At 58.5% G+C, this 22,549-nt stretch carries 29 protein-coding genes and 1 tRNA gene; 27 read left to right on the top strand and 3 right to left on the bottom strand.

Features of this window, described 5'->3' with window-relative positions; genetic code table 11:
• Nucleotides 1-7: 7 nt before the first annotated feature.
• Nucleotides 8-622 carry a lytic transglycosylase domain-containing protein gene (locus tag ABYM29_RS05890; protein ID WP_372863330.1) on the bottom strand — a complete coding sequence of 205 codons (615 nt, stop codon included), beginning with the start codon at nt 620-622 and terminating at the stop codon, nt 8-10.
• Between the two features lie 181 nt (nt 623-803).
• On the opposite strand from ABYM29_RS05890, the gene ABYM29_RS05885 reads away from it, so the two are divergent.
• Genes ABYM29_RS05885 through ABYM29_RS05870 form a run of 4 tightly spaced genes read left to right on the top strand, consistent with a single transcriptional unit; the run spans nt 804 to nt 2,684 of the window.
• On the top strand, nt 804-1,214 hold the full coding sequence (locus ABYM29_RS05885; RefSeq protein ID WP_372863328.1) for a hypothetical protein: 411 nt from the start codon (nt 804-806) through the stop codon (nt 1,212-1,214).
• Nucleotides 1,215-1,232: 18 nt separating this feature from the next.
• Complete coding sequence (locus tag ABYM29_RS05880) at nt 1,233-1,799, top strand: RNA polymerase sigma factor (protein ID WP_372863325.1); 567 nt, start codon at nt 1,233-1,235, stop codon at nt 1,797-1,799.
• Entirely contained in the window at nt 1,792-2,220 is a 429-nt protein-coding gene (locus ABYM29_RS05875) for a hypothetical protein (protein ID WP_372863324.1), read from the top strand. Before ABYM29_RS05880 ends, ABYM29_RS05875 begins: the two co-directional genes overlap by 8 nt.
• Nucleotides 2,217-2,684: a periplasmic heavy metal sensor gene (locus ABYM29_RS05870; RefSeq protein ID WP_372863322.1), complete on the top strand. Its 468-nt coding sequence runs from the start codon at nt 2,217-2,219 to the stop codon at nt 2,682-2,684. The genes ABYM29_RS05875 and ABYM29_RS05870 overlap by 4 nt, the downstream gene beginning before the upstream one ends.
• Here the strand turns inward: ABYM29_RS05870 and ABYM29_RS05865 are convergent.
• Together ABYM29_RS05865 and ABYM29_RS05860 are read right to left on the bottom strand one after the other, a co-directional pair.
• Nucleotides 2,663-3,268 (bottom strand): lytic transglycosylase domain-containing protein, encoded by a 606-nt coding sequence (locus ABYM29_RS05865; RefSeq protein WP_372863319.1) that lies wholly within the window; start codon nt 3,266-3,268, stop codon nt 2,663-2,665. The two genes, ABYM29_RS05870 and ABYM29_RS05865, sit on opposite strands and share 22 nt — an antisense overlap.
• Nucleotides 3,252-4,979, bottom strand: a complete 1,728-nt coding sequence (locus ABYM29_RS05860) for a proline--tRNA ligase (RefSeq protein ID WP_372863317.1) — start codon at nt 4,977-4,979, stop codon at nt 3,252-3,254. Before ABYM29_RS05860 ends, ABYM29_RS05865 begins: the two co-directional genes overlap by 17 nt.
• 98 nt (nt 4,980-5,077) lie before the next feature.
• On the opposite strand from ABYM29_RS05860, the gene ABYM29_RS05855 reads away from it, so the two are divergent.
• From ABYM29_RS05855 to ABYM29_RS05745, 23 genes are all read left to right on the top strand, one after another.
• The gene (locus ABYM29_RS05855; RefSeq protein ID WP_372863314.1) at nt 5,078-5,503 is read left to right on the top strand and encodes an HIT domain-containing protein; all 426 of its coding nucleotides are present in this window, start codon (nt 5,078-5,080) and stop codon (nt 5,501-5,503) included.
• 6 nt (nt 5,504-5,509) lie between these two features.
• On the top strand, nt 5,510-6,709 hold the full coding sequence (gene lhgO / locus ABYM29_RS05850) for an L-2-hydroxyglutarate oxidase (protein WP_372863311.1): 1,200 nt from the start codon (nt 5,510-5,512) through the stop codon (nt 6,707-6,709).
• Between the two features lie 215 nt (nt 6,710-6,924).
• The gene (locus ABYM29_RS05845; RefSeq protein WP_372863308.1) at nt 6,925-7,320 is read left to right on the top strand and encodes an HU family DNA-binding protein; all 396 of its coding nucleotides are present in this window, start codon (nt 6,925-6,927) and stop codon (nt 7,318-7,320) included.
• 223 nt (nt 7,321-7,543) lie between these two features.
• On the top strand, nt 7,544-7,786 hold the full coding sequence (locus tag ABYM29_RS05840; protein WP_372863305.1) for an FmdB family zinc ribbon protein: 243 nt from the start codon (nt 7,544-7,546) through the stop codon (nt 7,784-7,786).
• 53 nt (nt 7,787-7,839) lie between these two features.
• Nucleotides 7,840-9,609 carry an aspartate--tRNA ligase gene (gene aspS / locus ABYM29_RS05835; protein WP_372863303.1) on the top strand — a complete coding sequence of 590 codons (1,770 nt, stop codon included), beginning with the start codon at nt 7,840-7,842 and terminating at the stop codon, nt 9,607-9,609.
• Nucleotides 9,610-9,649: 40 nt separating this feature from the next.
• On the top strand, nt 9,650-10,396 hold the full coding sequence (locus ABYM29_RS05830) for a YebC/PmpR family DNA-binding transcriptional regulator (protein WP_372863300.1): 747 nt from the start codon (nt 9,650-9,652) through the stop codon (nt 10,394-10,396).
• Nucleotides 10,397-10,463: 67 nt separating this feature from the next.
• Nucleotides 10,464-11,006, top strand: a complete 543-nt coding sequence (ruvC, locus tag ABYM29_RS05825) for a crossover junction endodeoxyribonuclease RuvC (RefSeq protein ID WP_372863298.1) — start codon at nt 10,464-10,466, stop codon at nt 11,004-11,006.
• Entirely contained in the window at nt 11,003-11,599 is a 597-nt protein-coding gene (gene ruvA / locus ABYM29_RS05820; RefSeq protein ID WP_372863296.1) for a Holliday junction branch migration protein RuvA, read from the top strand. The genes ruvC and ruvA overlap by 4 nt, the downstream gene beginning before the upstream one ends.
• A gap of 17 nt (nt 11,600-11,616) precedes the next feature.
• Nucleotides 11,617-12,639, top strand: a complete 1,023-nt coding sequence (gene ruvB, locus ABYM29_RS05815) for a Holliday junction branch migration DNA helicase RuvB (protein ID WP_372863294.1) — start codon at nt 11,617-11,619, stop codon at nt 12,637-12,639.
• Nucleotides 12,636-13,037 (top strand): tol-pal system-associated acyl-CoA thioesterase, encoded by a 402-nt coding sequence (gene ybgC, locus ABYM29_RS05810; RefSeq protein WP_372863291.1) that lies wholly within the window; start codon nt 12,636-12,638, stop codon nt 13,035-13,037. Before ruvB ends, ybgC begins: the two co-directional genes overlap by 4 nt.
• 39 nt (nt 13,038-13,076) lie before the next feature.
• Nucleotides 13,077-13,751 (top strand): protein TolQ, encoded by a 675-nt coding sequence (tolQ, locus tag ABYM29_RS05805; protein ID WP_372863288.1) that lies wholly within the window; start codon nt 13,077-13,079, stop codon nt 13,749-13,751.
• A gap of 11 nt (nt 13,752-13,762) precedes the next feature.
• Nucleotides 13,763-14,203, top strand: a complete 441-nt coding sequence (gene tolR / locus ABYM29_RS05800; protein WP_372863286.1) for a protein TolR — start codon at nt 13,763-13,765, stop codon at nt 14,201-14,203.
• A 2-nt stretch (nt 14,204-14,205) separates the two neighbouring features.
• Complete coding sequence (locus ABYM29_RS05795) at nt 14,206-15,018, top strand: energy transducer TonB (protein ID WP_372863284.1); 813 nt, start codon at nt 14,206-14,208, stop codon at nt 15,016-15,018.
• Entirely contained in the window at nt 15,018-16,313 is a 1,296-nt protein-coding gene (gene tolB / locus ABYM29_RS05790) for a Tol-Pal system beta propeller repeat protein TolB (protein ID WP_372863281.1), read from the top strand. Before ABYM29_RS05795 ends, tolB begins: the two co-directional genes overlap by 1 nt.
• Nucleotides 16,313-16,882: a peptidoglycan-associated lipoprotein Pal gene (gene pal / locus ABYM29_RS05785; protein WP_372863279.1), complete on the top strand. Its 570-nt coding sequence runs from the start codon at nt 16,313-16,315 to the stop codon at nt 16,880-16,882. Before tolB ends, pal begins: the two co-directional genes overlap by 1 nt.
• Before the next feature lie 18 nt (nt 16,883-16,900).
• Nucleotides 16,901-17,710: a tol-pal system protein YbgF gene (gene ybgF / locus ABYM29_RS05780; protein WP_372863276.1), complete on the top strand. Its 810-nt coding sequence runs from the start codon at nt 16,901-16,903 to the stop codon at nt 17,708-17,710.
• Between the two features lie 119 nt (nt 17,711-17,829).
• Nucleotides 17,830-18,477: a 7-carboxy-7-deazaguanine synthase QueE gene (queE, locus tag ABYM29_RS05775; protein ID WP_372863275.1), complete on the top strand. Its 648-nt coding sequence runs from the start codon at nt 17,830-17,832 to the stop codon at nt 18,475-18,477.
• Between the two features lie 15 nt (nt 18,478-18,492).
• Nucleotides 18,493-19,164 carry a 7-cyano-7-deazaguanine synthase QueC gene (gene queC / locus ABYM29_RS05770; protein WP_372863272.1) on the top strand — a complete coding sequence of 224 codons (672 nt, stop codon included), beginning with the start codon at nt 18,493-18,495 and terminating at the stop codon, nt 19,162-19,164.
• 78 nt (nt 19,165-19,242) lie between these two features.
• Nucleotides 19,243-19,317: transfer RNA gene (locus tag ABYM29_RS05765), tRNA-Lys, on the top strand.
• A 489-nt stretch (nt 19,318-19,806) separates the two neighbouring features.
• Nucleotides 19,807-20,229 (top strand): hypothetical protein, encoded by a 423-nt coding sequence (locus tag ABYM29_RS05760; RefSeq protein ID WP_372863269.1) that lies wholly within the window; start codon nt 19,807-19,809, stop codon nt 20,227-20,229.
• Between the two features lie 76 nt (nt 20,230-20,305).
• On the top strand, nt 20,306-20,923 hold the full coding sequence (locus ABYM29_RS05755; protein ID WP_372863267.1) for a LysE family translocator: 618 nt from the start codon (nt 20,306-20,308) through the stop codon (nt 20,921-20,923).
• 118 nt (nt 20,924-21,041) lie between these two features.
• On the top strand, nt 21,042-21,905 hold the full coding sequence (locus ABYM29_RS05750) for a prenyltransferase (protein WP_372863356.1): 864 nt from the start codon (nt 21,042-21,044) through the stop codon (nt 21,903-21,905).
• A gap of 171 nt (nt 21,906-22,076) precedes the next feature.
• Entirely contained in the window at nt 22,077-22,427 is a 351-nt protein-coding gene (locus ABYM29_RS05745; RefSeq protein WP_372863264.1) for a VOC family protein, read from the top strand.
• The last annotated feature ends 122 nt before the right edge of the window (nt 22,428-22,549 follow it).

Raw genomic sequence — 22,549 nt, 5'->3', positions numbered from 1 at the left:
GTGCGTGTTAGCGCTGGGCCAGCAGTAATGGGTGGGCCTCGTAGAGGTCGTCGTCAAAGCCGTGCCAGCGCCGCAGCACCTTGAGTGGATAGCGCGAGCTACCCAGCGAACCATTGTAGCGGGCCAGCGCCCGGTGTAGGTTGCCATCCTCCCGTTCTAGGTAGCGTTTCAAAATTTGGCAGCCGTAGCGGATATTGACCTCAATGTCGTAGAGGTTGTCACTACCTGTTCCCAATTCTTCCCGCCAAAATGGCATCACTTGCATCAGTCCCCTGGCACCCACCTTTGAGGTGGCCAGCGGGTTGAAGCTACTTTCTACGGCAATAACCGACAACACCAATTCCGGTGGCAGCTGGTTCAAGGTGGCGTGGTAGTGCGCAGTGGACAGGATGCGCAGCCGCAACAGCGGGTCGTGAACGTAGCGGCGGGCAATTTCTGAGTTGCTGAGTAACCAGTGGTGGGCCGCCTCGGTAGATTCTGCCGAGTGCAACTGGCGGGCGGCCTCGTGAACCATCAAGGCTTCCAAGCTGAGGCGACTGTTGTGCTGTTCAGCATGTAATGCCGAGGCGTGCAGCAACGCTGCTGCGATGAGCAGCGGCGCGAATAAGGAAAATTGTCGCACGGTGTGTTTCCTGTTTTGTTGTTGTCGGCGCGGAGGGGCACCTTATTTTATAGCTCCACTATATGGCAGTGCCTTGCAAATGTGAACTAGTTGGCATTTCGGTGGCGAGGGATTTTGCTGCGGCCGGTGTTTAACCAGTAACGGCCGTTAAACACCCTTTGATGAAATGGAGCAGTGCAGCATGAAATTTCCCACTAAATTATTAGCGTTAGTTAGCCTATGTGGCGCGGTGTCGGTACAGGCCCTGCCGCAAACTGAATGCCGAGGCGCGGGCCCTGAGGCCGGGTTCAGTGCTGAAGAGAGGGCGGTGAATCGAGCCGAGAACTTTATGAAAATGGATTTGAATCAAGACGGTAAGGTGAGTCGGCAGGAGATTGGTGAATTCAAGGCGCAGCGGCGCGAGGCGCGTACCGGATCCCGTGCAGACCGATTTGAGCGTGCCGATGCTGACGGTGATGGCTTAATTTCTGCCGAAGAGATTTTGGCGGCGACGCAGCGGCGGTTGGCGAAACAGGACATCGATGGCGACGGGCAGCTGTCAGCTATGGAGATTCACCGGGGTGGGCGTGGGCCTCAGCGAGGAGGGTGGTAAGGGGATGCCTAGTCTGCGATGGTTTGTCGCCTGCTGATGGCGCGACTAAGCAGTGATGCGACTCTGCTGGCGAGGACGGCAGAGGGCGATGGCGCGGCGTTTCAGCAATTGCTGCAGCGGCACAGCCAGAGCGTACTGAATGTCATTTACCGCATTGTGTTGTCGCGGGCGGATGCCGAGGACCTTTGTCAGGAGGTGTTTGTACGACTGTGGAAACAGGCACCGGACTGGCAGGACGATGCCAAGCTCAGCACCTGGTTGCATCGCGTTGCCAGCAATCTGGCGATTAACCACTGCCAGCGTTTTCAGCGCCGGCATGTTGTCGACGCTGAGTTGGCTGAATGCTTGTCTGAAGAGGCTGAGGGCCGGGGCGACGACGCTTATGCAAGGCAGGCCGAGCCCCTGCGTGAGTCTCTGGCGCAGTTGTCAGAGGAGCAGCGCGCGGCGCTGGCGTTTCGGTATTACCGCGAACTGCCGGTGAAAGAGATTGCCAAGATTCTGGACAGCACTCCCAAGGCGGTGGAATCGCTGTTGGGACGGGCTAGAAAGCGACTGAGAGAGGTATTGGGGAAGCGCGATGATTAACTATGCTCAGGCCTTGCAGCGCTATGGTGCGCGGTTGCAGCAGTGGCCGTGGTGGTTGTGGCCACTGGCCACGTTGACGGTGCTAAGCCCGCGCTGTGCGGCGCTGCGCCGTGAGTTTATGGCGCGCGAGCGCGATTGGCAGCGGCAACTGCAGGCCGGTGTCGCCGAGCTGGTGCTCAGTCGCGATTTGCAGCAGCGCCTGGCGGCGATTAGCCAGCAGCACGTGCAGCTGCCGTCGTCGCAGCCTTCCTTGGCCTGGCCATTGGGGCTGGCGAGCGTGGCGGCCGTGCTGCTAGGGCTGGCGCTTGGCGTTGGCGAAGTCGGCCAGTTCTCTGTCCCTGGCGACGACTATCAGGGGCTGGCTTATCTGGATATTACCGGTAGCCGCGATATCGATGCGTGGCTGGAGGGGGAGTTATGAATCAGCGACGGCTACTGCTGGCAGCCCTGGTGTTGTCACTGGTGACAAATGGTGTGGTGGTGGGGGCGTGGCTGGGATACCGCTGGCAGGATGATCGCGCTACGCGGGCGATGAGCTGGCATATTCTCAAGCAGCCGCCACGGCAGCTCAGCGATCAGGCGCGCGCGGTGTTGAAGCGTCATCGGGGGGAAATGCGAGCCGCTCACGGCGAGCTGCGTAAGGCTCGGCGTCAGCTGTCGGCCCTGTTGGCCGAGCCGACGCTGGATCGAGTGGCCTTGATTGAAGCTTTTAGTCGCTTGCGCGAGGCGGATATGGGGCTTAAGCGCATCAGTCACGAGGTGATGGCAAAGGTGTTGCCCGAGATGGCGCCAGAGCAGCGTCTGGCAATGTTGCAGCGCCATCGCGCCGGCCTACATGGCCCGCGCCGCGATGGGCTGCCGCCTCAGCCGTCTATGCCGCGATAGCTTAAGCGACCGTTGTACCAGCGCTTGCGCCAAGCGCGAAATACCCGGTCCGGGTACCAGTTTTTACCCAGGCTGCCATTGTAGCGCGCTAGGGCCCGGCGCATATTGCCCTTCTCGCGTTTGAGATAGAACTGCAAGATCTGACAGCCGTAGCGCAGATTGGTATTCATGTCGGTGAGGTTGTCGCTGGGCCGGCCTATTTCGTTTTTCCAGAAGGGCATGACCTGCATCAGCCCCTGGGCGCCGACACTGGAAATGGCAAAGCGATCGAAATAGCTTTCCACCTGAATCAGTGCCAGCACCAATTCGGGGGCGAGCTCGGCGGCCTGCGCCTCGCGGTGTACCGCGCGCAGCAATTCAAGGCGATCTTCGGGGTTTTTGATAATGGCTGAAAGCCTGGCCGACATATCGGTCAGCCAGACTTCGGCCTCAAAGCGGTCCTGAAAACTGTCGTCGCGGTGCAGGGCTTCTTTCAGGTAGGCAGTCAGAGCCGCCCGCTCCGCCGGGTTCTTGGGCTGGGCCAGGCCTGTGCCGGCTGCGAGCAGCAGGCACAGGCAGAGCAGGGCCTTACGCGACGGCGACACGTTGCGCGATAACGCTCATCAGCTGGTCGACCGCCACATCCTCGTTGTCGCTGGCGCGGCGGTGCTTGTATTCCAGCAGGCCTTTGTCGAGGCCGCGATCGCCCACCACAATGCGGTGGGGAATGCCCATCAGCTCCATGTCGGCAAACTTCACGCCGGGGCGCTCGTTGCGGTCGTCCAGCAGTACATCGTAGCCGGCGGCTTTCAGCTCGGCATACAGCTGCTCGGCGGTGTCGCGCACGCGCTCGGACTTCTGCATGTTCAGCGGCACGATGGCAATCTGGAAGGGGGCAATGCTGTCGGGCCAGATAATGCCCTTGTCGTCGTTGTTTTGCTCTATCGCCGAGGCGACGACGCGGGTGACGCCGATGCCATAGCAGCCCATGGTCATCACCTGCTCCTTGCCCTGCTCATTGAGCACGGTGGCCTTTAGCGCCTCGGAGTATTTGCTGCCGAGCTGGAAGATATGGCCGACCTCAATGCCGCGTTTGATCTGCAGGCTGCCCTGACCGTCCGGGCTGGGGTCGCCGCTGACCACGTCGCGCAGGTCGGCGACCTCGCCCAATGGCAGGTCGCGCTCCCAGTTGACGCCGCGCAAATGGAAACCGTCTTCATTAGCGCCGCAGATAAAGTCGCTGCAGTGGGCGGCGCTGCGGTCGACAATGGTACGCAGTGTTAAGCCGACGGGGCCGATGGAGCCGGGCGCACAATTCAGTGCAGCTTTAATATCTTTGTCTTCGGCCAGTGTCAGCGGGCTGGCAATGCCGGCAATCTTTTCGGCCTTAATATCATTCAGTTTGTGGTCGCCGCGCAGCACCAGCGCCACCAGCGGCTGCTTGCCGTCGTCGTCGGCTTCGCCGCAAACCAGCAGGGTTTTCACGGTTTGCTCGGCGGCGCAGTCGAAGAAGCGGCAGACCTCGTCGATGCTTGCCACCTCAGGGGTGCTGACTTTTTCCAGCTGCTGGCTGGCGGCCGGGCGCTCGCCGGCCGGGGCCAGGGCTTCGGCCATTTCGACATTGGCGGCGTAGTCAGAGCTGTCGGAGAAGGCGATATCGTCTTCGCCAGACTCGGCCAGTACATGGAATTCATGAGAGGCGCTGCCACCGATGGAGCCGGTATCGGCAATCACCGGGCGAAAATCCAGGCCCAGACGGGTAAAGATATTGGTGTAGGCCGCGTGCATGGCGTCGTAGGTGGCCTGCAGGGACTGTTGGTCGTTATGAAAGGAGTAGGCGTCCTTCATAATGAATTCGCGCGAGCGCATCACGCCAAAGCGCGGACGAATCTCGTCGCGGAATTTGGTTTGAATCTGATAGAAGTTGGCCGGCAGTTGCTTGTAGCTGCGAATTTCGCCGCGAATCAGGTCGGTGATCACCTCCTCGTGGGTGGGGCCGAGGCAGAACTCGCGCTGGTGGCGGTCGTTAATGCGCAGCAATTCGGCGCCGTACTGTTCCCAGCGGCCCGACTCCTGCCACAGTTCGGCGGGCTGGACGACGGGCATCAGCACTTCCTGGGCGCCGGCGGCCTCCATTTCCTCGCGGATAATGCGTTCGACCTTGCGCAGTACGCGCAGGCCCAGCGGCAACCAGGTGTAGAGGCCGGTGGCCAGCTTGCGTATCATCCCGGCGCGCAGCATCAGCTGATGGCTGATCACCTCGGCATCGGCGGGGGTTTCCTTTACAGTGGCAATAAGAGTCTGGCTGGCACGCATGGCAGTTATCTGGCCTTAAAACAGAGAATGAAGTCGCCGCATTTTACGATTGATAGGCAGCCCGGTACAGGGCGCATAGTGTTTATTGGAGAAAGCCCATGTTTGAATTGCATCCCCAGTTGGCCGCCGACTGTGTTGTCGTTGGCGATTTGCCCCTGTGTCGCGTGTTGTTGCTCAACGACAGCCAGTACCCCTGGCTGATTCTGGTACCGCGTGTTGCCGGCCTGCGCGAACTCTGTGAGCTCGACGCCGAGCAGCGCCGGCAATATAGCCATGAGTCCGATCTAGCCGCGGGCGTTCTCAATACTGTATTCGGCGCAGAGAAGCTCAATATTGCCGCGTTGGGCAATATGGTGCCCCAGCTGCATATTCACCACATAGCCCGATTTGCCAATGACCCCTGCTGGCCCAAACCGGTGTGGGGGCAGCTGCCGGCCGTGCCCTATACCGAAGCGGCCAGGGCCGAGCGCCTGGCCAGCTTGCGCCAGGCCCTTGCCGCCGAGCCGGACTTCGCAGCGGGCTGAGCGACCATGAGTCGCCGCTATGACGTCATTGTGGTGGGCTGCGGCATTGTCGGTGCGGCCAGCGCCTGGCAGATTTTGCAGCGCTGGCCAGACTGCCGCCTGCTGATGCTGGAAAAAGAGTCTGCGCCGGCTCGGCACCAGTCGGGTCGTAACAGCGGTGTGGTCCACGCCGGGGTGTACTACCCCGCGGCTAGCCTGAAGGCGCGTATGTGTCGTCAAGGCCTGCGGCAAACCCGCAACTTTTGTGAGTCTCGCGCTCTGCCATTTCGCCAGTGTGGCAAGTGGATTGTCGCCGCCAGTGAGGGGCAGTTGCCGGGGCTGGCGCTGTTGCAGCAGCTAGCGGTGGCCAATGGCTTGGCACCGCAATATTTAACGCAGGGGGCGATGCGTGAACAGGAGCCGGCGCTGGCTGGCGTCGCCGCGCTGGCGGTGGCGGAGTCCGCCATTGTTGATTACGCGGCGATCTGCCGCCAGTTGTTGGCCGAGGTGCAGGCCGCTGGCGGCGACATCTGCTACGGCGCCGAGGTGACGGCAATCGACGAGCGCACTGATGAGATGGTGCTGCAAACCCGCGCAGGTGACTATAGCAGTGCCCTGCTACTGGCTTGTGCGGGGCTGATGTCCGACCGCCTGGCGCGCCTGCAGGGGCTGGACTGCGATTTTCGCATTGTGCCGTTTCGCGGCGAGTTTTATCGTTTGGCGCCGCGCTGTGAATCCTGGCTGTCGCGCTTGGTCTACCCCGTGCCGGATCCCTCGTTGCCGTTTTTGGGCGTTCATCTAACGCCGTTGATAAATGGCGGTGTGGTCGCTGGCCCGAATGCGGTTTTGGCACTGGCCCGAGAGGGCTACCGCAGGCGCGATGTGGATGTCGTCACGCTGCTTGAACTACTGGGTTTCGCCGGTTTTTGGCGGCTGCTGGCGCGTCACGGGGCCGCGGGGCTGGATGAGTTGCGCAGCTCTCTGTCCAAGCGGCGCTATCTGGAACAGCTGCAGCAATATTGCCCGGCGCTGGAGGTCGGCGACTTGATGTCCGCCCCGGCCGGGGTGCGTGCGCAGGCGGTGAGTCGCCGGGGGGATTTACTGCAGGACTTTGTGTTTTTAAGCAGTCGCCGCAGTGTTCACGTTGGCAATGCGCCGTCGCCGGCGGCGACCTCGGCCCTGCCCATCGGCGAACATATTGCCCAGTTAATTTTGCAGCGGCGATAAAACCCCGGGAAAACCCCGGTTTTTTACGGTTATGTCGCGAATAGGCCTTGTTTTGCAGGGGGCAATCGACTATTAGTAGATCCAGGCACAGCCTCGTCTTATACGCTAAAGCTCTTTGTGACAAGGGTGGTGGACTATGCGGGCGATGCGGTATCGGCTTTGTGCCACTCTTTTACTGGGCAATAATAATTTAAACGTGAACAGGACTGATTCCTATGGCGACAAAAAAAGCTGCTCCTAAAAAGGCGACTGCCAAAGCCAAGCCGGCGGCCAAGGCCGCACCAAAGCGTAAAACCACTGCAATTACCGAGAAAATGACCAAAACCCAAATTCTCAATGAAATTGCTACCAATACCGAACTCAGTCGCAAGCAGGTCGCCAGTGTGTTTGACGAGCTGGAGCTGTTGATCGAGCGCAGCATTAAAAAGCGCGCGCTGGGTGAATTTACCATTCCCGGTCTGATGAAGGTCAGCACTGTGAAAAAGCCCGCCACCAAGGCGCGCAAGGGAATCAACCCCTTTACCGGTGAGGAAACCACCTTTAAAGCCAAGCCAGCCAGTGTTGCTGTGAAGGTGCGGCCGCTGAAAAAACTCAAGGACTTTGCGGCGTAAGTCGGTTATTTCCGCGGGCCGGCGCCCCTGATGTGGTGGCGCCGGCGTTCTGTTCGGCAGTATTCCCCTCTTTTTAGTCTCTGCGGATAACTTCCTGCCCGGCTGCGTTTATCGTCGGCCCCGCTTTGCGTTATAATCCCGCTCCTTTTTCTACCCAGTGGTTGTGCCCGACGGTTTTACCAGAAGGTCACGTTTTCATTATTTGTGTTGGGAGGGGATTCCAATGCCCATTTATGAATATCAGTGTCAGGCCTGTCAGCACGAGCTGGAAGCGCTACAGAAGATGAGCGATCCAGCGCTGAGCAGTTGTCCTCAGTGCGAGAAAGATGCCTTGGTTAAAAAGATCTCGGCTGCGGGTTTTCGCCTGAAAGGCGGTGGTTGGTATGAAACTGACTTTAAATCCGGCAGCAAGAAGAAAAACCTGGCGGGCGACGCCGGTGGGTCTTCCTCGGGATCAACTAGCTAATTCAGGGGCCCCGGTGGGGTCCATTTATGACTTTATAGAGCGGGATAGTAGCAATGCGCAGCCATTTTTGCGGAAGCCTCGGTAGCGAGCACATCGACCAAGACGTCACCATCTGCGGATGGGTGGACCGTCGCCGCGACCACGGCGGGGTTATCTTTCTGGATATGCGTGACCGCGAAGGCATCGTGCAGGTGGTGTTTGACCCCGATACCGAGCAGCATTTCGCCACGGCGGATCGCGTGCGCAGCGAGTACGTGCTGAAAATTCGCGGCCGGGTTCGCGCCCGCGCCGAGGCGACCGTCAATCCGAATATGAAGACCGGCGCCATCGAAATTCTCGGCAAGGAAATCGAGATCCTCAACGAGTCGGAAACACCGCCGTTCCAGCTCGACGACCACACCGAGGTGGGCGAAGACGTGCGCCTGCGCTATCGCTACCTGGACCTGCGCCGCCCGCAGATCGCCGACAAGCTGCGCCTGCGCGCCAAAGTCACCTCGGTGCTGCGCCGCTATATGGACGAGCAGGGCTTTTTGGATATCGAAACGCCCATCCTGACCCGCGCTACCCCTGAGGGTGCCCGCGACTACCTGGTGCCCAGTCGCACCCACGGCGGCAAGTTCTTCGCCCTGCCGCAGTCGCCACAGCTGTTTAAGCAGTTGTTGATGGTGTCGGGTTTTGACCGCTACTACCAGATTGCCAAGTGTTTCCGCGACGAAGACCTGCGCGCCGACCGCCAGCCGGAATTCACCCAGATCGATATTGAAACGTCCTTTATGGACGACAAGCAGATCATGGCGGTGGCCGAGGGCATGATTCGCGACCTGTTTAAAGAAGTGCAGGGTGTCGACCTGGGCGACTTCCCGCAAATGCCCTACGCCGAGGCGATGCACCGCTACGGCAGCGACAAGCCGGATCTGCGGATCCCGCTGGAGCTGGTCGACGTTGGCGATTTGATGGCCGAGGTGGAGTTCAAAGTGTTCTCCGGCCCGGCAACCAACCCCAAAGGCCGTGTGGCGGCACTGAAAGTGCCCGGTGGCAACGACAAGCTCAGCCGCAAGCAGATCGACGAGTACACCAAATTTGTCGGTATTTATGGCGCCAAGGGCTTGGCCTACATCAAGGTCAACGACAAATCTGACCTCGAAGGCGGCCTGCAATCGCCCATCGTCAAGTTCCTGCCCGAGCCGGTGCGCGCCGCCATTCTGGAGCGTGTCGACGCGGATAATGGCGACCTGATTTTCTTTGGCGCCGACAGTGCCAAGGTCGTTAACGAGGCCCTGGGTGCGCTGCGCTGTAAGCTGGGTGAAGACCTGGACCTCTACACCGCCGAGTGGGCACCGCTGTGGGTGGTCGACTTCCCGATGTTTGAAGAAGACGACAAGGGTGGCTGGACCAGCCTGCACCACCCCTTCACCGCGCCGTCGTGCAGCCCGGAAGAGCTGGAAAGTGCGCCCGGCGAAGCCCTGTCCATTGCCTACGACATGGTGCTCAACGGCACGGAACTCGGCGGTGGCTCGGTGCGTATTCACCGCTCGGCGATGCAGGAGGCGGTGTTCCGCGTGCTGGGCATTAGCGATGAAGAGGCCAGCGAGAAGTTCGGCTTCCTGCTAGACGCACTGAAGTACGGTGCACCTCCGCACGGCGGCCTGGCCTTCGGTCTGGACCGTCTGGTGATGCTGATGACCGACGCCAAATCGATCCGCGACGTGATCGCCTTCCCCAAAACCCAGACGGCGGCCTGTGTGATGACCGATGCGCCGGGCGCGGTGGAAACCCGCCAGCTCAGCGAGCTGAGCATTCGCCTGCGCAAGAACGAAGAGTAAGCAGTCGGGCGGCGCGGCCGCGCCGCCGAGCGAGGTTGTTATGGCGGGTCACAGCAAGTGGGCCTATATTAAACACCGCAAAGCCGCGCAAGATGCCAAGCGCGGCAAAATCTTTACCAAGCTGATTCGCGAGCTGGTGGTTGCCGCCCGTGCGGGCGGCCCGCTTCCCGAAGACAATCCGCGCCTGCGCGCGGCTGTCGACAAGGCGCTGGGCGCCAACATGAAGCGCGACACTATCGACAAGGCCATTGCCCGCGGTGCCGGCAATGCCGAAGGCGATAATTACGAAGAGGTCAGCTACGAGGGCTATGGCGCCGGCGGTGTGGCGGTGCTGGTTGAGTGCATGACCGACAACCGCAATCGCACCGTGGCCGATGTCCGCCACGCCTTTAGCAAGCGCGGTGGCAACCTCGGCACCGACGGCTCGGTTGCCTACCTGTTCAATCGTCTCGGGCAAATCATCTACGGGCCGGATACCGGCGAAGACCGGGTGATGGAAGCCGCGCTGGAGGCCGGTGCCGACGACGTGCTGAGCCACGATGATGGCAGTATTGAGGTGCTGACTCCCTGGGAGGATTTTCTGGCGGTAAAAGAGGCCATGCAGGCCGCAGGGCTGGAACACGACAGCGCAGAGCTGATTATGCAGCCGTCGGTTTCTGTAGAGCTTGATCGCAGTGGGGCCGAAAATATTCTCGGCTTGATCGACATGCTTGAAGATCTTGACGATGTGCAAAATGTCTATACCAATGCCGACATCCCCGATGCGGTGCTTGCCGAGCTCGGCTGAGTGCTCTCATTATCTTTTCGCTGGCTGATCTGTGCATAATAGGCGCAGTTTCAGACAGTGATTTTCTATGACAATCATTCTAGGTATCGACCCCGGTTCACAAAAAACCGGCTTTGGTCTTATCGCCGTTGACGGCAGTCGGCATCGCTATATCAGCAGCGGTGTGATTCGCCTGCCCAAGGGCCCTCTGCCCGAGCGGCTGAATGTGATTTATCGCAGTCTGAAAACCATTATTGAAGAATATCAGCCGGCCGAGGCCGCAGTGGAAGAAGTGTTTATGGCCAAAAGTGCCGGCTCGGCGCTCAAACTGGGTCAGGCACGCGGCGCGGCAGTGGTAGCCTGTGTGGGCGCCGATATGGCGGTAGCCGAATATACCGCCAGACAAATAAAAAAAGCGGTGGTGGGCACGGGTGCGGCGACAAAAGAACAGATTCAACACATGGTGAAGGTGTTGCTTAAATTGCCGGCGGCGCCGCAGGAAGACGCTGCCGATGCACTGGCGGCAGCCATTTGCCACGCCCATGCCCGTGAGGGCCTGCACAATATGTCCGAACCCATGGCCGCGGCGCGTCTGCGTCGCGGTCGACTCAGCTCTAAGGTAAATGAATGATTGCTCGTCTGCGCGGTGTATTAATCGAAAAACAGGCACCGGAGATCGTTGTTGACGTTAACGGCCTCGGTTACGAGGTGCTGGTGCCAATGACTACCCTATACAACCTGCCGCCGCTGGGTGAAGAGGTATCCTTATACACCCAGTTTATCGTCCGGGAAGATGCCCAGTTACTGTTCGGTTTTAGCGATAGCCGGGCTCGTCAGCTGTTTCGCGACCTGATCAAGGTCAACGGTGTCGGCCCCAAGCTGGCGCTCACCGTGATGTCGGGGATCGACAGCGACGACTTTGTGCGTTGCGTGCAGGACGGCGACAGCGCCGCTCTGGTGCGCCTGCCCGGGGTAGGCAAGAAAACCGCCGAGCGGTTGATTATGGAAATGCGCGACCGCTTGGAAAGCTGGGCGCCGGCGTCGTCGCCCTCGGCACTGGCCGCGGTGCCCTCGGCGTCGGCAAATTTGGCCGAAGCTGAAGCGGCACTGGTGGCACTGGGCTACAAGCCCCAGGAAGCCGCGCGTGCGATAAAAGCCCAAGACAGCGAGGGTCAGAGCAGTGAGGCGCTGATTCGCGCGGCCTTGAAGAGCATGGTGAGCTAGGTAGCTGGGGAGTTCCTATGATTGAAGTTGATCGCCTGGTCGCGGCCGAGCCTGTCGAAAGTGTCGAAGAGCGTTTCGATCGCGCTATTCGCCCCAAGTCACTGGCCGACTATATCGGCCAGCAAGCGGTGCGCGAACAAATGGATATCTTTGTCAGCGCCGCCCGGCAGCGCAGTGAACCCCTGGATCACACGCTGATTTTTGGCCCGCCGGGGCTGGGTAAAACCACCTTGGCCAATATCCTGGCTAACGAAATGGGCGTGTCGCTGCGCACTACCTCGGGTCCGGTATTGGAAAAGGCCGGCGACCTAGCGGCACTGATGACCAATCTCGAAGAAGGCGATGTGCTGTTTATCGATGAAATTCACCGTCTCAGTGCCAACATTGAAGAAATTCTCTACCCGGCAATGGAAGACTATCAGCTCGACATTATGATCGGCGAGGGGCCGGCGGCGCGCTCGATCAAACTCGATTTGCCGCCCTTTACCCTGGTGGGTGCCACGACCCGCGCGGGGCTGCTGACCTCGCCGCTGCGCGATCGCTTCGGCATTGTCCAGCGCCTGGAGTTTTACGGGGTCGCCGACCTGTCGACTATTGTCAGTCGCTCGGCGGCCATATTGGGCATGGAATTGGACGATGCCGGTGCCCGAGAAATCGCCATGCGCTCGCGGGGCACGCCGCGCATTGCCAATCGCTTGCTGCGCCGGGTGCGCGACTACGCCGAAGTGCGCGCCGACGGCCGGGTGACCGCCGAAGTGGCCGACGCCGCGTTAACGATGCTCAACGTAGACAGTCGCGGTTTTGACCACCTGGATCGCCGCCTGCTATTGGCGATGATCGAAAAATTTGACGGCGGCCCGGTCGGTATCGACAGCCTGGCGGCCGCCATTAGTGAAGAGCGTGGCACCATCGAAGATGTGCTCGAGCCCTATTTGATCCAGCAGGGCTACATTATGCGCACGCCTCGCGGTCGCGTAGTCACCCAGCATGCCTATCAGCATTTTGGCCTGGATTTCCCCAAGGAGCGGCTGGACACGTGAAGGAATTCTCTCTGCCGCTGCGGGTCTATATCGAGGATACCGACGCCGGTGGCATCGTGTATTACGTAAACTACCTGAAATATATGGAGCGGGCGCGCACCGAATACATGCGCGCCTTGGGCTTTGCAAAAACCGCCGTGGCTGACGACGGGCTGCTGTTGGTGGTGCGTGACATGCAGGCGCGGTATCACGCCTCGGCGCGGTTGGACGATGCCTTGCAGGTTACCGCGCAGATAGATTCTTTGCGTGCCACGGCACTAAATTTTAAACAGTGTGTCTATCGCGACCAGCAATTGTTGTGCGAGGCTAGCATACAAGTTGCCTGCGTCGACCCCAAAGCCGGTCGGGCGCGACGTATACCGAAGCAGATATACCAGGTATTGGCCGCCGAGCAGTAATTGCGGCTATTTGAATGAGCAGAAAATAGGGGAGCTGTTGTGGAGCAAGACCTGTCCATCATTACGCTGGTCAGTCAGGCCAGCATCTTTGTGCAGGCCATTATGGCCATTTTGGTATTGGCGTCGCTATTGTCATGGTATTTGATCGCCCAACGGGTGATGTACTTCAATATGGCCGAGCGCGAAATGAAGCGTTTCGAAGCCCAGTTCTGGTCGGGCACCGACCTCAACAGCCTCTACGAGCAGGGGGCTGGCAAGCAGAGCCTGCCGGTGGGCATGGAGAGTATTTTTCGCGCTGGCTTTAAGGAATTTAGCCGCATGGCGCAGCGCAACATCGATTCCGACGCGGTGATGGAAGGCTGTCAGCGGGCGATGCGGGTGGCCCTGTCGCGAGAAGAAGAGCAGATGGAAAAAAGCCTGCCCTTTCTGGCGACGGTCGGCTCAACCAGCCCCTATGTCGGTTTGTTGGGCACGGTGTGGGGCATTATGGGCTCGTTTCACGGCTTGGCTCAGGTGCAGCAGGCCACATTGGCCACGGTGGCACCGGGTATTTCTGAAGCCCTGGTCGCCACGGCCATGGGCTTGATTGCGGCGATTCCGGCGGTGGTGTCCTACAACCGCTTCTCGTCCAAGCTCGACTCCTATATTGGTAAATACGACACCTTTGCCGACGAGTTCTCCAGCATATTGCACCGCCAGGTGCATGTGCGCTAAGGAGCCTGGTTATGAGTCGCCGCAATAAACGCAAGGCCATGTCCGACATCAATGTGGTGCCCTATATCGACGTGATGCTGGTACTGCTGATTGTATTTATGGTCACTGCGCCGATGCTTGTGCAGGGCGTGCAGGTCAACTTGCCCAAGGCCGCAACCGAGCCGGTGCCGCCCAGTGATGACGACCCGATTATTGTCTCGGTGGACAAGCAGGGCCGCTATTACATCAGCCTGGGCGACCCCGACAAACAGGGTGAGCCGCTGCCGCTGGCCGATATCGGTGACAAGCTCAGTAAAATTCTGCGTAACAAGCCAAAAACCCCGGTGATGGTGAGAGGGGATACAGCGGTGGAATACGGTGCGGTGATTGCCGTTATGGCGGTGCTGCAGGGCGCCGGCGCCCCCTCCGTCGGTCTGATTACTGAAGAGCCGCCGGCGCGGGGACGTAAATAGGCATGTCCGGTTTTCGCCTTATTCCCGCGATGGTCACCCTGGCGCTGCACGCCTTGGTGCTGGCGGTATTGCTGGTTGGCTTGCCCGGAATCAGCGACACTCGCGAATTGAAGCCCCAGCCAGTAGTCATTCAGGCCAAGTTGGTGCTCGACAAGGTGCCGCCCAGCCGGGCCAAGCCGGCGCCACCGCCAAAACCGGCGCCTAAGCCGCAAGCGAAACCGGCGCCTAAACCTGAGCCCAAGCCCGAGCCAAAACCGGCGCCAAAGCCCGAGCCAAAGCCCGAGCCAAAGCCCGAGCCAAAGCCCGAGCCAAAGCCCGAGCCAAAGCCCGAGCCAAAGAAAGGCCCGACGCCGGAAGAGCTGCGCCGTCAGAAAGCCGCCGAGCAAGCCAAGGCCAAGGCGCGCGAAGAAGCGCGGCAACAGGCCTTGCAGGAACAGATCCGCAAACAGCAGGAGGCGGAGTTGGCCGCGGCCCTGGCCTCTGAGGATGCATTGCTGGACGAGGCCGAGCAGGTCAGCAGTTACGAGCAACTGATTGCCGCGCTGGTGCGTAATAACTGGTCGCGGCCGCCCAAGGCGCGCAACGGCATGGTGGCAGTGGTGGAGATCCAGACCCTGCCCAGCGGCGAAATCAGCAGCCAGTATATTGTCGAGAGCAGTGGCGATCAGGCCTTTGACCTCTCGGTGCTGCGCGCGGTGTCGCGGCTGGAGCGAATTGAAGAACTGGGTGAGCTGGCAAGTCAGAATCGCGCCGCCTACGAGCGGCACTTTCGGCGCTTCCGCTTTAAATTTGAGCCAACAGACCTGAGACGATAATGCTAAAACGTGTATTGCTACTGATGGTTATGCTCGGCTGCGCGATGGCCAGCCAAGCTGAACTCACCATCGAAATCAACGAGGGCAAAGACGACCCCGTTCCCATCGCTGTCGTGCCTTTTGGCTGGAAGGCGGGCGTGACCCTGCGCGAAGACGTTGCCGCCATAGTCGAGCGCGACCTGCACCGCAGCGGTTTGTTTAACCCCTTGAGCCGCGCAGATATGCTCAGCCGCCCGGCCAATGCGGGCGAAGTGTACTACCGGGACTGGAAAAGCCTGGGCGTCGACTACGTGGTGGTTGGCGAGCTGAGCTTTGGTCGAGACAACAAGCTGGTGGCCAAGTACGAGCTGCTCGACGTGAATACCCAGCGCAGCATCCTGCAGGGCGAAGAGTCGCAGAGTTTTGACCGGGTGCGGTTTCTGGCGCATACCCTCAGCGACAAAATATATGAAAAACTCACCAATATTCGCGGTGCGTTCCGCACCCAGCTGCTCTATGTTTCCGCCGTTCGCGAGGGCGACAACCGCTTTCGTTATCGACTGCTGAAAAGCGATATCGACGGTGTGGGTGAAGAGGTACTGGCAGACAGTATGGAGCCCATTTTGGCTCCGGCTTGGGGGCCAGATGGCAAGAAAATTGCCTACGTTTCCTTTAAAACCACGCGTCCTGCGATATATTTACATAATTTAGAGACCGGAGAGCGGCAGCAATTAACCGATTTCCGTGGTCTTAATGGCGCACCGGCGTTTTCGCCGGACGGCAGCCGAATGGCGATGGTGTTGTCGAAAGACGGCAGCCCCGACATCTACGTGATGGATTTGGCGAGCCGGGCCTTGCAAAGGGTGACTAACCACTTTGCTATAGATACAGAGCCGGCGTGGGCGCCCGATGGCAAGTCGATCTACTTCACCTCAGATCGCGGTGGCAAACCGCAGATCTACAAGGTGGAGCTGGCGACCGGTCGGGTTGAGCGCATTACGTTTGAAGGAGATTACAACGCGCGGGCCCGCGTACTAGGTGATGGCCTGGGTTTGGTTATGGTGCACAGAGTGCAGGGCAAGTTTCATATTGCCGTGCAAGACTTCAAGCGTAACCGTGTGGAAATCTTAACCTCCACAGACCTGGACGAGTCACCAAGTGTGGCACCTAATGGCAGTATGTTGTTGTACGCTACAACGTACAGTGGTCAGGGGGTGTTGGCTGCAGTATCTGTGGACGGCGGTGTGCGTTATCGCCTGCCGTCCCGGTTTGGAGATGTGCGCGAGCCGGCGTGGTCGCCTTTTCTGTATGAGTAATGGCCGGAAAAATTCCGCAGATAAATGGTTTATCTGCGAATGAAAGTAAACTTTGTCAATGGGGAAATGCTATGAAATACCAATCCAAGTTGTTCCTGAGTATGGCCTTCGCAGGAGCACTGCTGACCGGCTGTGCTTCTACTGATACAGACGGCAGCGGCCAAAGCAGCGATATCAACACCTACTCTGAGCCCGCTCAGAGCGTGGAATCAGATGTTTCTGCCTACGAGGCGCAAGAGCCACAAGTTGTACTGGCAAATGTGTTTTATTTTGAGTTTGACCAAGCTACGCTGACCGCTCAGGCGCGTCGCGACCTGGATGCTCAAATTGCCCGCCTGAAAAAAACCAAAGGCCCCGTGCGTTTGGAAGGCCATGCTGACGAGCGCGGTACCCGCGAATACAACATGGCTCTGGGCGAGCGTCGTGCCAACGCCGTTGCCGACTACATGGCGATCAACGGCATTGCGCGCTACCGCATTGAAACTGTGAGCTATGGTGAAGAGCGTCCTATCGCATTCGGTCAAACTGAGTCTGCGTACTCTAAAAACCGTCGCGTAGAACTGAAGTAATTGATACAAGGCGAACTGATGCAACTGAAAAAAACACTGCTAAGCTCACTGCTGCTTGCCAGCTCCACTCTGTGGGCACAGGCACCGGTGGAAGATATCAACGACCCCAATCGCCAGCGCCTTAGTGGTAGCGGCATAGAGGCGGAGATATACCAGCAGCTTCAGCAGCTGCGCGAGGAGGTAATGTCTTTGCGCGGCACCGTTGAAGAACAGGGGCACCAGCTTCGCCAGCTCAAACAACAGGGCCTGGATCGCTATATCGATATCGATAGGCGGCTCAGTGCCCTGTCCGGAACTGCGGCAACACCGGCAAGCGGTCAGGCAACAGCCGCCGCTGCGGCGACGGCCACCACAGTCGGCGCTGAGTCAGTGCCCGCTGAGGTTGTGTCGGCAGCGGCCGGCGCCGCAGAACCTGTGGGCCAGGCCTCTGACGAATTGACCGGCAAACCGTCGGTGGACTACGCCAATGCCTACGGTCTGGTGAAGTCGCGCCAATACGAGGCTGCCATCGACGCCTTTAAGGCCTACGTGGCCGCCTACCCGCAAGACCGCTACGTCGCCAATGCCTGGTACTGGCTCGGCGAACTCTATGTGGCGATTACTCCCCAAGACCTGGCGGCCTCCGTACAGGCCTTCCAAGCACTGCTGGCCAACTATCCCGACAACGGCAAGGTGCCGGCGGCGATGTATAAGCTGGGCACCGTGTATTTTCTGCAAGATGACAAGGTAAAAGCGAAAGAATTGCTTACCCATGTCATTGATCGCTATGGCAATACCGGCAATGCCGCAGTTAAAAAAGCCAGAGAATTTCTGCGTAACAATTACTAGTTAACGGCCACTGTGCCCGCGCAAAGCCCGGAATCACTTGGCCTGAGCCGGTTGAGCTTTTAAAATGGCGCTCCTTTGGGCCTCGGCCCGTATTACGGCACCGCCGGAGCGGCACAGTTATGAGCGCCAGTCTGCGCATTACCGAAATTTTCTACTCACTGCAGGGTGAGGCGCGCAGCATTGGCTTGCCCACGGTATTTGTGCGCCTTACCGGCTGCCCGCTGCGCTGCGTGTACTGCGACACTGAATACGCCTTTCACGGCGGCGAGCGCCGCAGCATCGACGATATCCTCGCGCAGGTGGCCAGTTACGCGCCTCGCCATATCTGCGTGACCGGCGGCGAGCCGCTGGCCCAGCCCGAATGCCTCACCCTGCTGCGGGCGCTGTGTGACGCCGGCTACGAGGTATCGCTGGAAACCAGTGGCGCCATGCCGGTGGCCGAGGTCGACAGCCGGGTATCCAAGGTGCTGGACCTGAAAACCCCCGGTTCTGGTGAGCAGCACCGCAACCTGCTGGACAATATTGAGCACCTCTGCGCCAACGATCAGGTGAAATTTGTCCTCTGTGACCGCGCCGACTACGACTGGGCGCGCTTTCAGGTCGACCAATACCGCCTGCACGAGCGCGCCGGCGAGGTATTGTTCTCGCCCAGCTTCGAGCAGCTGCCCGCGCGCCAGCTGGCCGATTGGATTATCGAAGATAATCTGCCGGTGCGCTTCCAGCTGCAGCTGCACAAACTTCTCTGGCAGGACGCCCCGGGACACTGAGTAATAGGCAAATCTGTGAGTAAAAAAGCAATTGTATTGGTATCGGGTGGCCTCGACAGCGCCACCGTACTCGCCCAGGCCCGCGCCGAGGGTTACGAGTGCTACGCCCTGGCCTTTGACTACGGCCAGCGCCACCGCGCCGAACTGGTCGCGGCGCGTCGCGTGGCCGAGGCCCACGGCGCCAAAGAATTTAAAATCATCGCACTGGATCTCAGCAGTATCGGCGGCTCGGCGCTCACCGACGCCAGCATCGACGTGCCCGACGCCGGCGGCAGCGGTATTCCCATCACCTATGTGCCGGCGCGCAACACCGTGTTTTTGTCTATTGCCCTGGGTTGGGCCGAGGTCATCGGTGCCGACAGCATTCATATCGGCGTGAACGCCGTCGACTACTCCGGCTACCCCGACTGCCGCCCGGCCTTTATTGACGCCTTCGAGCGCCTGGCCAATGTTGCCACCAAGGTGGGGGTAGAGGGCGGCGCGCTGACCATTGCCACCCCGCTGATCGACCTCAGCAAGGCACAAATCATCCAGCTGGGGGTCAGTCTGGGGGTCGACTACGGCCTTACCGTGTCCTGTTACCAGGCCGACGAACAGGGCGCTGCCTGCGGTCGCTGCGACAGCTGCCACCTGCGCCGCGAGGGCTTTGCCCAAGCCGGCGTCGCCGATCCAACGCGATATCGTTAGGGCGACAAAAAAAACCAATTTTTTGCCGTCATGCTGTTGTTTTTGATCTCAAAATCCGTATTATAAGCGCCTCTTTCGGGGCCGTTAGCTCAGTGGTAGAGCAGTTGGCTTTTAACCAATTGGTCGATGGTTCGAATCCATCACGGCCCACCATCAAATTCCGAAAGAAGGCGCTGCAGAAATGCGGCGCTTTTTTTTGCCTGAAATTTCTCCCCGCCCAACGGCTAGCCTCCGCGAACATGTGCTTGCTCACGCCAAATACCCCCGTCGCGACGAGAACACTTGATCCCGCTGGCCGACAACTTTATGGTTTGTAAGCGGTAAGCGCGCACAGGCAGGTGCACAGGCAAGCGCAAACGTCTCAACAAACCGCGCAATAACCGAAGGAGTGGTGAAATGCTTACAGGCCCCCGGCAACATTGCTGTCCCCCTGTGCAGTGTCTCCCTGTTTACCCCTCCCGCATTGCCAGTGGCCAGCGTAATGGCCGGGGCTGCTGTCGTGCAGGCTTTTTTGTCATAGAAATAGCGAGTTAGCGGCGGGCCCAAAAAGCAGGGCGGTGATAGATGGCCGCCCGATAATAAATATTGTGAGGCCGCAGGCCTAATAAATAGTCTGCTATGTGATCAAGGAAGGTATATGCGATGAGTTATGATTTAATGGTTTTTGATCCGTCCTCGGCACCCAGGGAAAGACGTCAGTTTATGGAGTGGTACGCCGAGCAAACTCAGTGGTCTGAAAACCATTCCTATCAAGATCATTCCGTTTCTAGCGAAGCGCTTCAGGCTTGGTTCAAAGAAATGGTTAACTTTTTCCCGCCGATGAATGGTCCGCTTGCATCCGATGATGTAGACGACCCCAAGGTTACTGATCACTGTATAGGAAGAAGCGTTATTTATTCCGCATTTGCATGGGGAGTGGCTGAAGACGCTCATCCGAAAATGCGAGAGTTGGCTATAAAGCATGGACTAGGCTTCTTTGACGCAAGCGCAGATACAGGGGAAATACTTTTCCCTGAAAGCGCTAATGAGCCTAGGCTTTCTAAGCCTTGGTGGAAGTTTTGGTGAATCACATAACAAAGTCATACATGCGACGAGCCGATGATGGTGAGAGCCTCCGTGGGCGTTAAGCAGAGTATTCACTATGAGTCTCGGAGAAATATTAGTGCTGTTTGCAGCGATGGTAACTCTGGCGCTAGTTCCTAGCACTAGTGTGGCCCTGGTCGTTGCTCGTTCATCGTCCGCCGGATTCTCAAATGGCTGTGCTGTTGTCGCTGGAATTGTAGTCGGGGATCTTGCGTTTGTGTTCTTGGCTGTTTTTGGAATGGCTGCGTTAGCAGAAGTTATGGGCAGCTTTTTCTTGATACTGAGATATTTGGCAGCTGCATATCTAATTTGGTTTGGCATAAGCCTTATGAGGTCGAAAGCTTCATTGTCGCTGGAAGCCTTTGGTCGGTTAGGGTTCAAATTATCTGCAAGCTTTTTCTCTGGATTGCTCCTCACCCTTAGTGATGTCAAAGCGATATTTTTCTACGCGAGTCTGTTTCCTGTTTTTGTTGATTTGACCACTATTGCAGCTATAGATGTGGCAATAATTGCAACTGTAACCGTTGTTGCGGTTGGCAGCGTTAAATTGGGCTATGCATATTCGGCAGTGGCTGTTGCGTCATTCGCTACGAGCCTTAGAGCTGCGCGAGCAGTTAAAGTGGCAGCTGGCGGTTTTCTGGTTGGAGCAGGTTCATATCTGATAGCAAAGGCGTAACAACTACCGTCACGGCGATGTTTACTGCAATTCGGCTTTGCCTCCATTGCGCAACCGCGCTCGATCTTGGCGTTAGATAACGGGGGTTAAGGTGAAATTTGTAGCACTGTCAAAGGCAATGCGCTTGCCATTTTTAATACTGACGCCTGTTTGTGTGTTGTTGGGCTTGAGTGTTGTTATCGCCAGCCAGCGCGAGGTCGAGGGGTACTTACTGGTATTGACGCTGCTAGTGGCAATGTTTGCACATGTGAGTGTTAATGCGCTGAATGAGTATTTCGATTTCAGCAATGGCCTAGACCTGAAGACGCTAAGAACGCCGTTTAGCGGCGGTAGTGGCGCGTTGCCACAGCATCCCGAAATGGCAGTGGCGGTGCTCATCCTTGGGCTTGGGTCTCTGCTGGCGACGGTGTTACTTGGCGCTTTTTTCGTGTGGAAGTATGGGGCGGCAGTGATGCCGCTCGGTGTGGCCGGTTTGTTGTTGGTTGCAGCCTACACGCCGTGGATTACCAAACGCCCTTTTCTGTGCTTGATTGGACCGGGGCTGGGGTTTGGCTTTTTGATGGTGGCGGGTACGCACTTTGCAATGACGGGCGAGTATTCAACCTTGTCCTGGCAAGTTGCGGTAGTGCCGTTTTTTCTGGTCAATAATTTGCTGCTGCTTAACCAGTACCCGGATATTCACGCCGACCGCAGCGTTGGTCGCAACAATATACTCATTGCCTATGGAACGCAGCTTGGCAGCGTCGTCTATGGGGTGTTTGCGACGCTGGCAATGGCCGCAATTGTGTTGTTGGCAGGCAGCGGCATAGTGCCAGCCTTAAGTCTTATTGCTTTGCTGCCCATGCCGCTGGCGTTTTTCGCCTTAAGCGGGGCGGTAAAATATGGAGAAGCCATCGGCAACTACCCCCACTTCCTGCTTGCCAATGTCTTGGTAGCCCTCTTGACGCCTGCCTTGCTGGGGGTGGCAATCATTTTTGGCTAAGCCGTCCATACCGTCGGGGCATGCTGGTTGGCTTGGGGTTTTCCTTTTCCACAAGCGGCAGATATGCAGCTCCTCCTTAAGCATGGGCAGTGGCTCGTCGCCGCTGCGGCAATTGGGTAAATTAAAAATCAGCGGCGCTTAAAGCCAGCGCCTTAATGGCAGGAGTTCGGGATGAAGCAGCACGAAAAGATCAATTACGTTGAGTTTCCCGCCAGAGATATTACCAAGGCGAAGGCGTTTTTTTCGGCGGCGTTTGGCTGGCAGTTTGTCGACTACGGGCCGGATTACACCGCCTTTTCAGATCAGGGCTTGGATGGCGGTTTTTTCAAATCCGACCAATGCGTGTCTACCGCCACCGGCAGTGCGCTGATTGTGCTGTTCAGTCGCGAGCTGGAGGCGACGCTGACTAAAGTCGAGGCGGCAGGGGGGCGGATTATCAAACCCATTTTTGCCTTTCCCGGCGGTCGACGTTTTCATTTTTGCGACCCCAACGGCAATGAGTATGCGGTCTGGGCTGAGTGATGTCGTTAACGCGGGGGCCTCTCTAAGTAAGTGCTTACCTTTGGCTGCGGCCTGCCATCGGTATATCGGAGACGGCACCGAGTTAAAGGCAGTAGGGCATGCCGAGACGCTCAGGGTTGCAG

It is taken from the genome of Spongiibacter sp., from assembly GCF_041602295.1.
In the GTDB taxonomy this organism is placed as follows: Bacteria; Pseudomonadota; Gammaproteobacteria; order Pseudomonadales; family Spongiibacteraceae; genus Spongiibacter.
This window is presented reverse-complemented; position numbering and strand designations above follow the sequence as displayed.

Excerpts from the sequence above, each read along its gene's own strand:
- tolR (WP_372863286.1), top strand. The coding sequence starts at position 13,763 with ATGAGTCGCCGCAATAAACGCAAGGCCATGTCCGACATCAATGTGGTG.
- tolB (WP_372863281.1), top strand. The coding sequence starts at position 15,018 with ATGCTAAAACGTGTATTGCTACTGATGGTTATGCTCGGCTGCGCGATG.
- ABYM29_RS05885 (WP_372863328.1), top strand. The coding sequence starts at position 804 with ATGAAATTTCCCACTAAATTATTAGCGTTAGTTAGCCTATGTGGCGCG.
- ABYM29_RS05860 (WP_372863317.1), bottom strand. The coding sequence starts at position 4,979 with ATGCGTGCCAGCCAGACTCTTATTGCCACTGTAAAGGAAACCCCCGCC.
- queE (WP_372863275.1), top strand. The coding sequence starts at position 17,830 with ATGAGCGCCAGTCTGCGCATTACCGAAATTTTCTACTCACTGCAGGGT.
- ABYM29_RS05880 (WP_372863325.1), top strand. The coding sequence starts at position 1,233 with ATGGTTTGTCGCCTGCTGATGGCGCGACTAAGCAGTGATGCGACTCTG.
- ABYM29_RS05760 (WP_372863269.1), top strand. The coding sequence starts at position 19,807 with ATGAGTTATGATTTAATGGTTTTTGATCCGTCCTCGGCACCCAGGGAA.
- ABYM29_RS05870 (WP_372863322.1), top strand. The coding sequence starts at position 2,217 with ATGAATCAGCGACGGCTACTGCTGGCAGCCCTGGTGTTGTCACTGGTG.
- ABYM29_RS05855 (WP_372863314.1), top strand. The coding sequence starts at position 5,078 with ATGTTTGAATTGCATCCCCAGTTGGCCGCCGACTGTGTTGTCGTTGGC.
- pal (WP_372863279.1), top strand. The coding sequence starts at position 16,313 with ATGGCCGGAAAAATTCCGCAGATAAATGGTTTATCTGCGAATGAAAGT.
- ABYM29_RS05875 (WP_372863324.1), top strand. The coding sequence starts at position 1,792 with ATGATTAACTATGCTCAGGCCTTGCAGCGCTATGGTGCGCGGTTGCAG.
- aspS (WP_372863303.1), top strand. The coding sequence starts at position 7,840 with ATGCGCAGCCATTTTTGCGGAAGCCTCGGTAGCGAGCACATCGACCAA.
- ABYM29_RS05795 (WP_372863284.1), top strand. The coding sequence starts at position 14,206 with ATGTCCGGTTTTCGCCTTATTCCCGCGATGGTCACCCTGGCGCTGCAC.
- ABYM29_RS05845 (WP_372863308.1), top strand. The coding sequence starts at position 6,925 with ATGGCGACAAAAAAAGCTGCTCCTAAAAAGGCGACTGCCAAAGCCAAG.
- ruvC (WP_372863298.1), top strand. The coding sequence starts at position 10,464 with ATGACAATCATTCTAGGTATCGACCCCGGTTCACAAAAAACCGGCTTT.
- ABYM29_RS05750 (WP_372863356.1), top strand. The coding sequence starts at position 21,042 with ATGCGCTTGCCATTTTTAATACTGACGCCTGTTTGTGTGTTGTTGGGC.
- ABYM29_RS05830 (WP_372863300.1), top strand. The coding sequence starts at position 9,650 with ATGGCGGGTCACAGCAAGTGGGCCTATATTAAACACCGCAAAGCCGCG.
- ABYM29_RS05755 (WP_372863267.1), top strand. The coding sequence starts at position 20,306 with ATGAGTCTCGGAGAAATATTAGTGCTGTTTGCAGCGATGGTAACTCTG.
- lhgO (WP_372863311.1), top strand. The coding sequence starts at position 5,510 with ATGAGTCGCCGCTATGACGTCATTGTGGTGGGCTGCGGCATTGTCGGT.
- ruvB (WP_372863294.1), top strand. The coding sequence starts at position 11,617 with ATGATTGAAGTTGATCGCCTGGTCGCGGCCGAGCCTGTCGAAAGTGTC.
- ABYM29_RS05840 (WP_372863305.1), top strand. The coding sequence starts at position 7,544 with ATGCCCATTTATGAATATCAGTGTCAGGCCTGTCAGCACGAGCTGGAA.
- ybgF (WP_372863276.1), top strand. The coding sequence starts at position 16,901 with ATGCAACTGAAAAAAACACTGCTAAGCTCACTGCTGCTTGCCAGCTCC.
- ABYM29_RS05745 (WP_372863264.1), top strand. The coding sequence starts at position 22,077 with ATGAAGCAGCACGAAAAGATCAATTACGTTGAGTTTCCCGCCAGAGAT.
- ruvA (WP_372863296.1), top strand. The coding sequence starts at position 11,003 with ATGATTGCTCGTCTGCGCGGTGTATTAATCGAAAAACAGGCACCGGAG.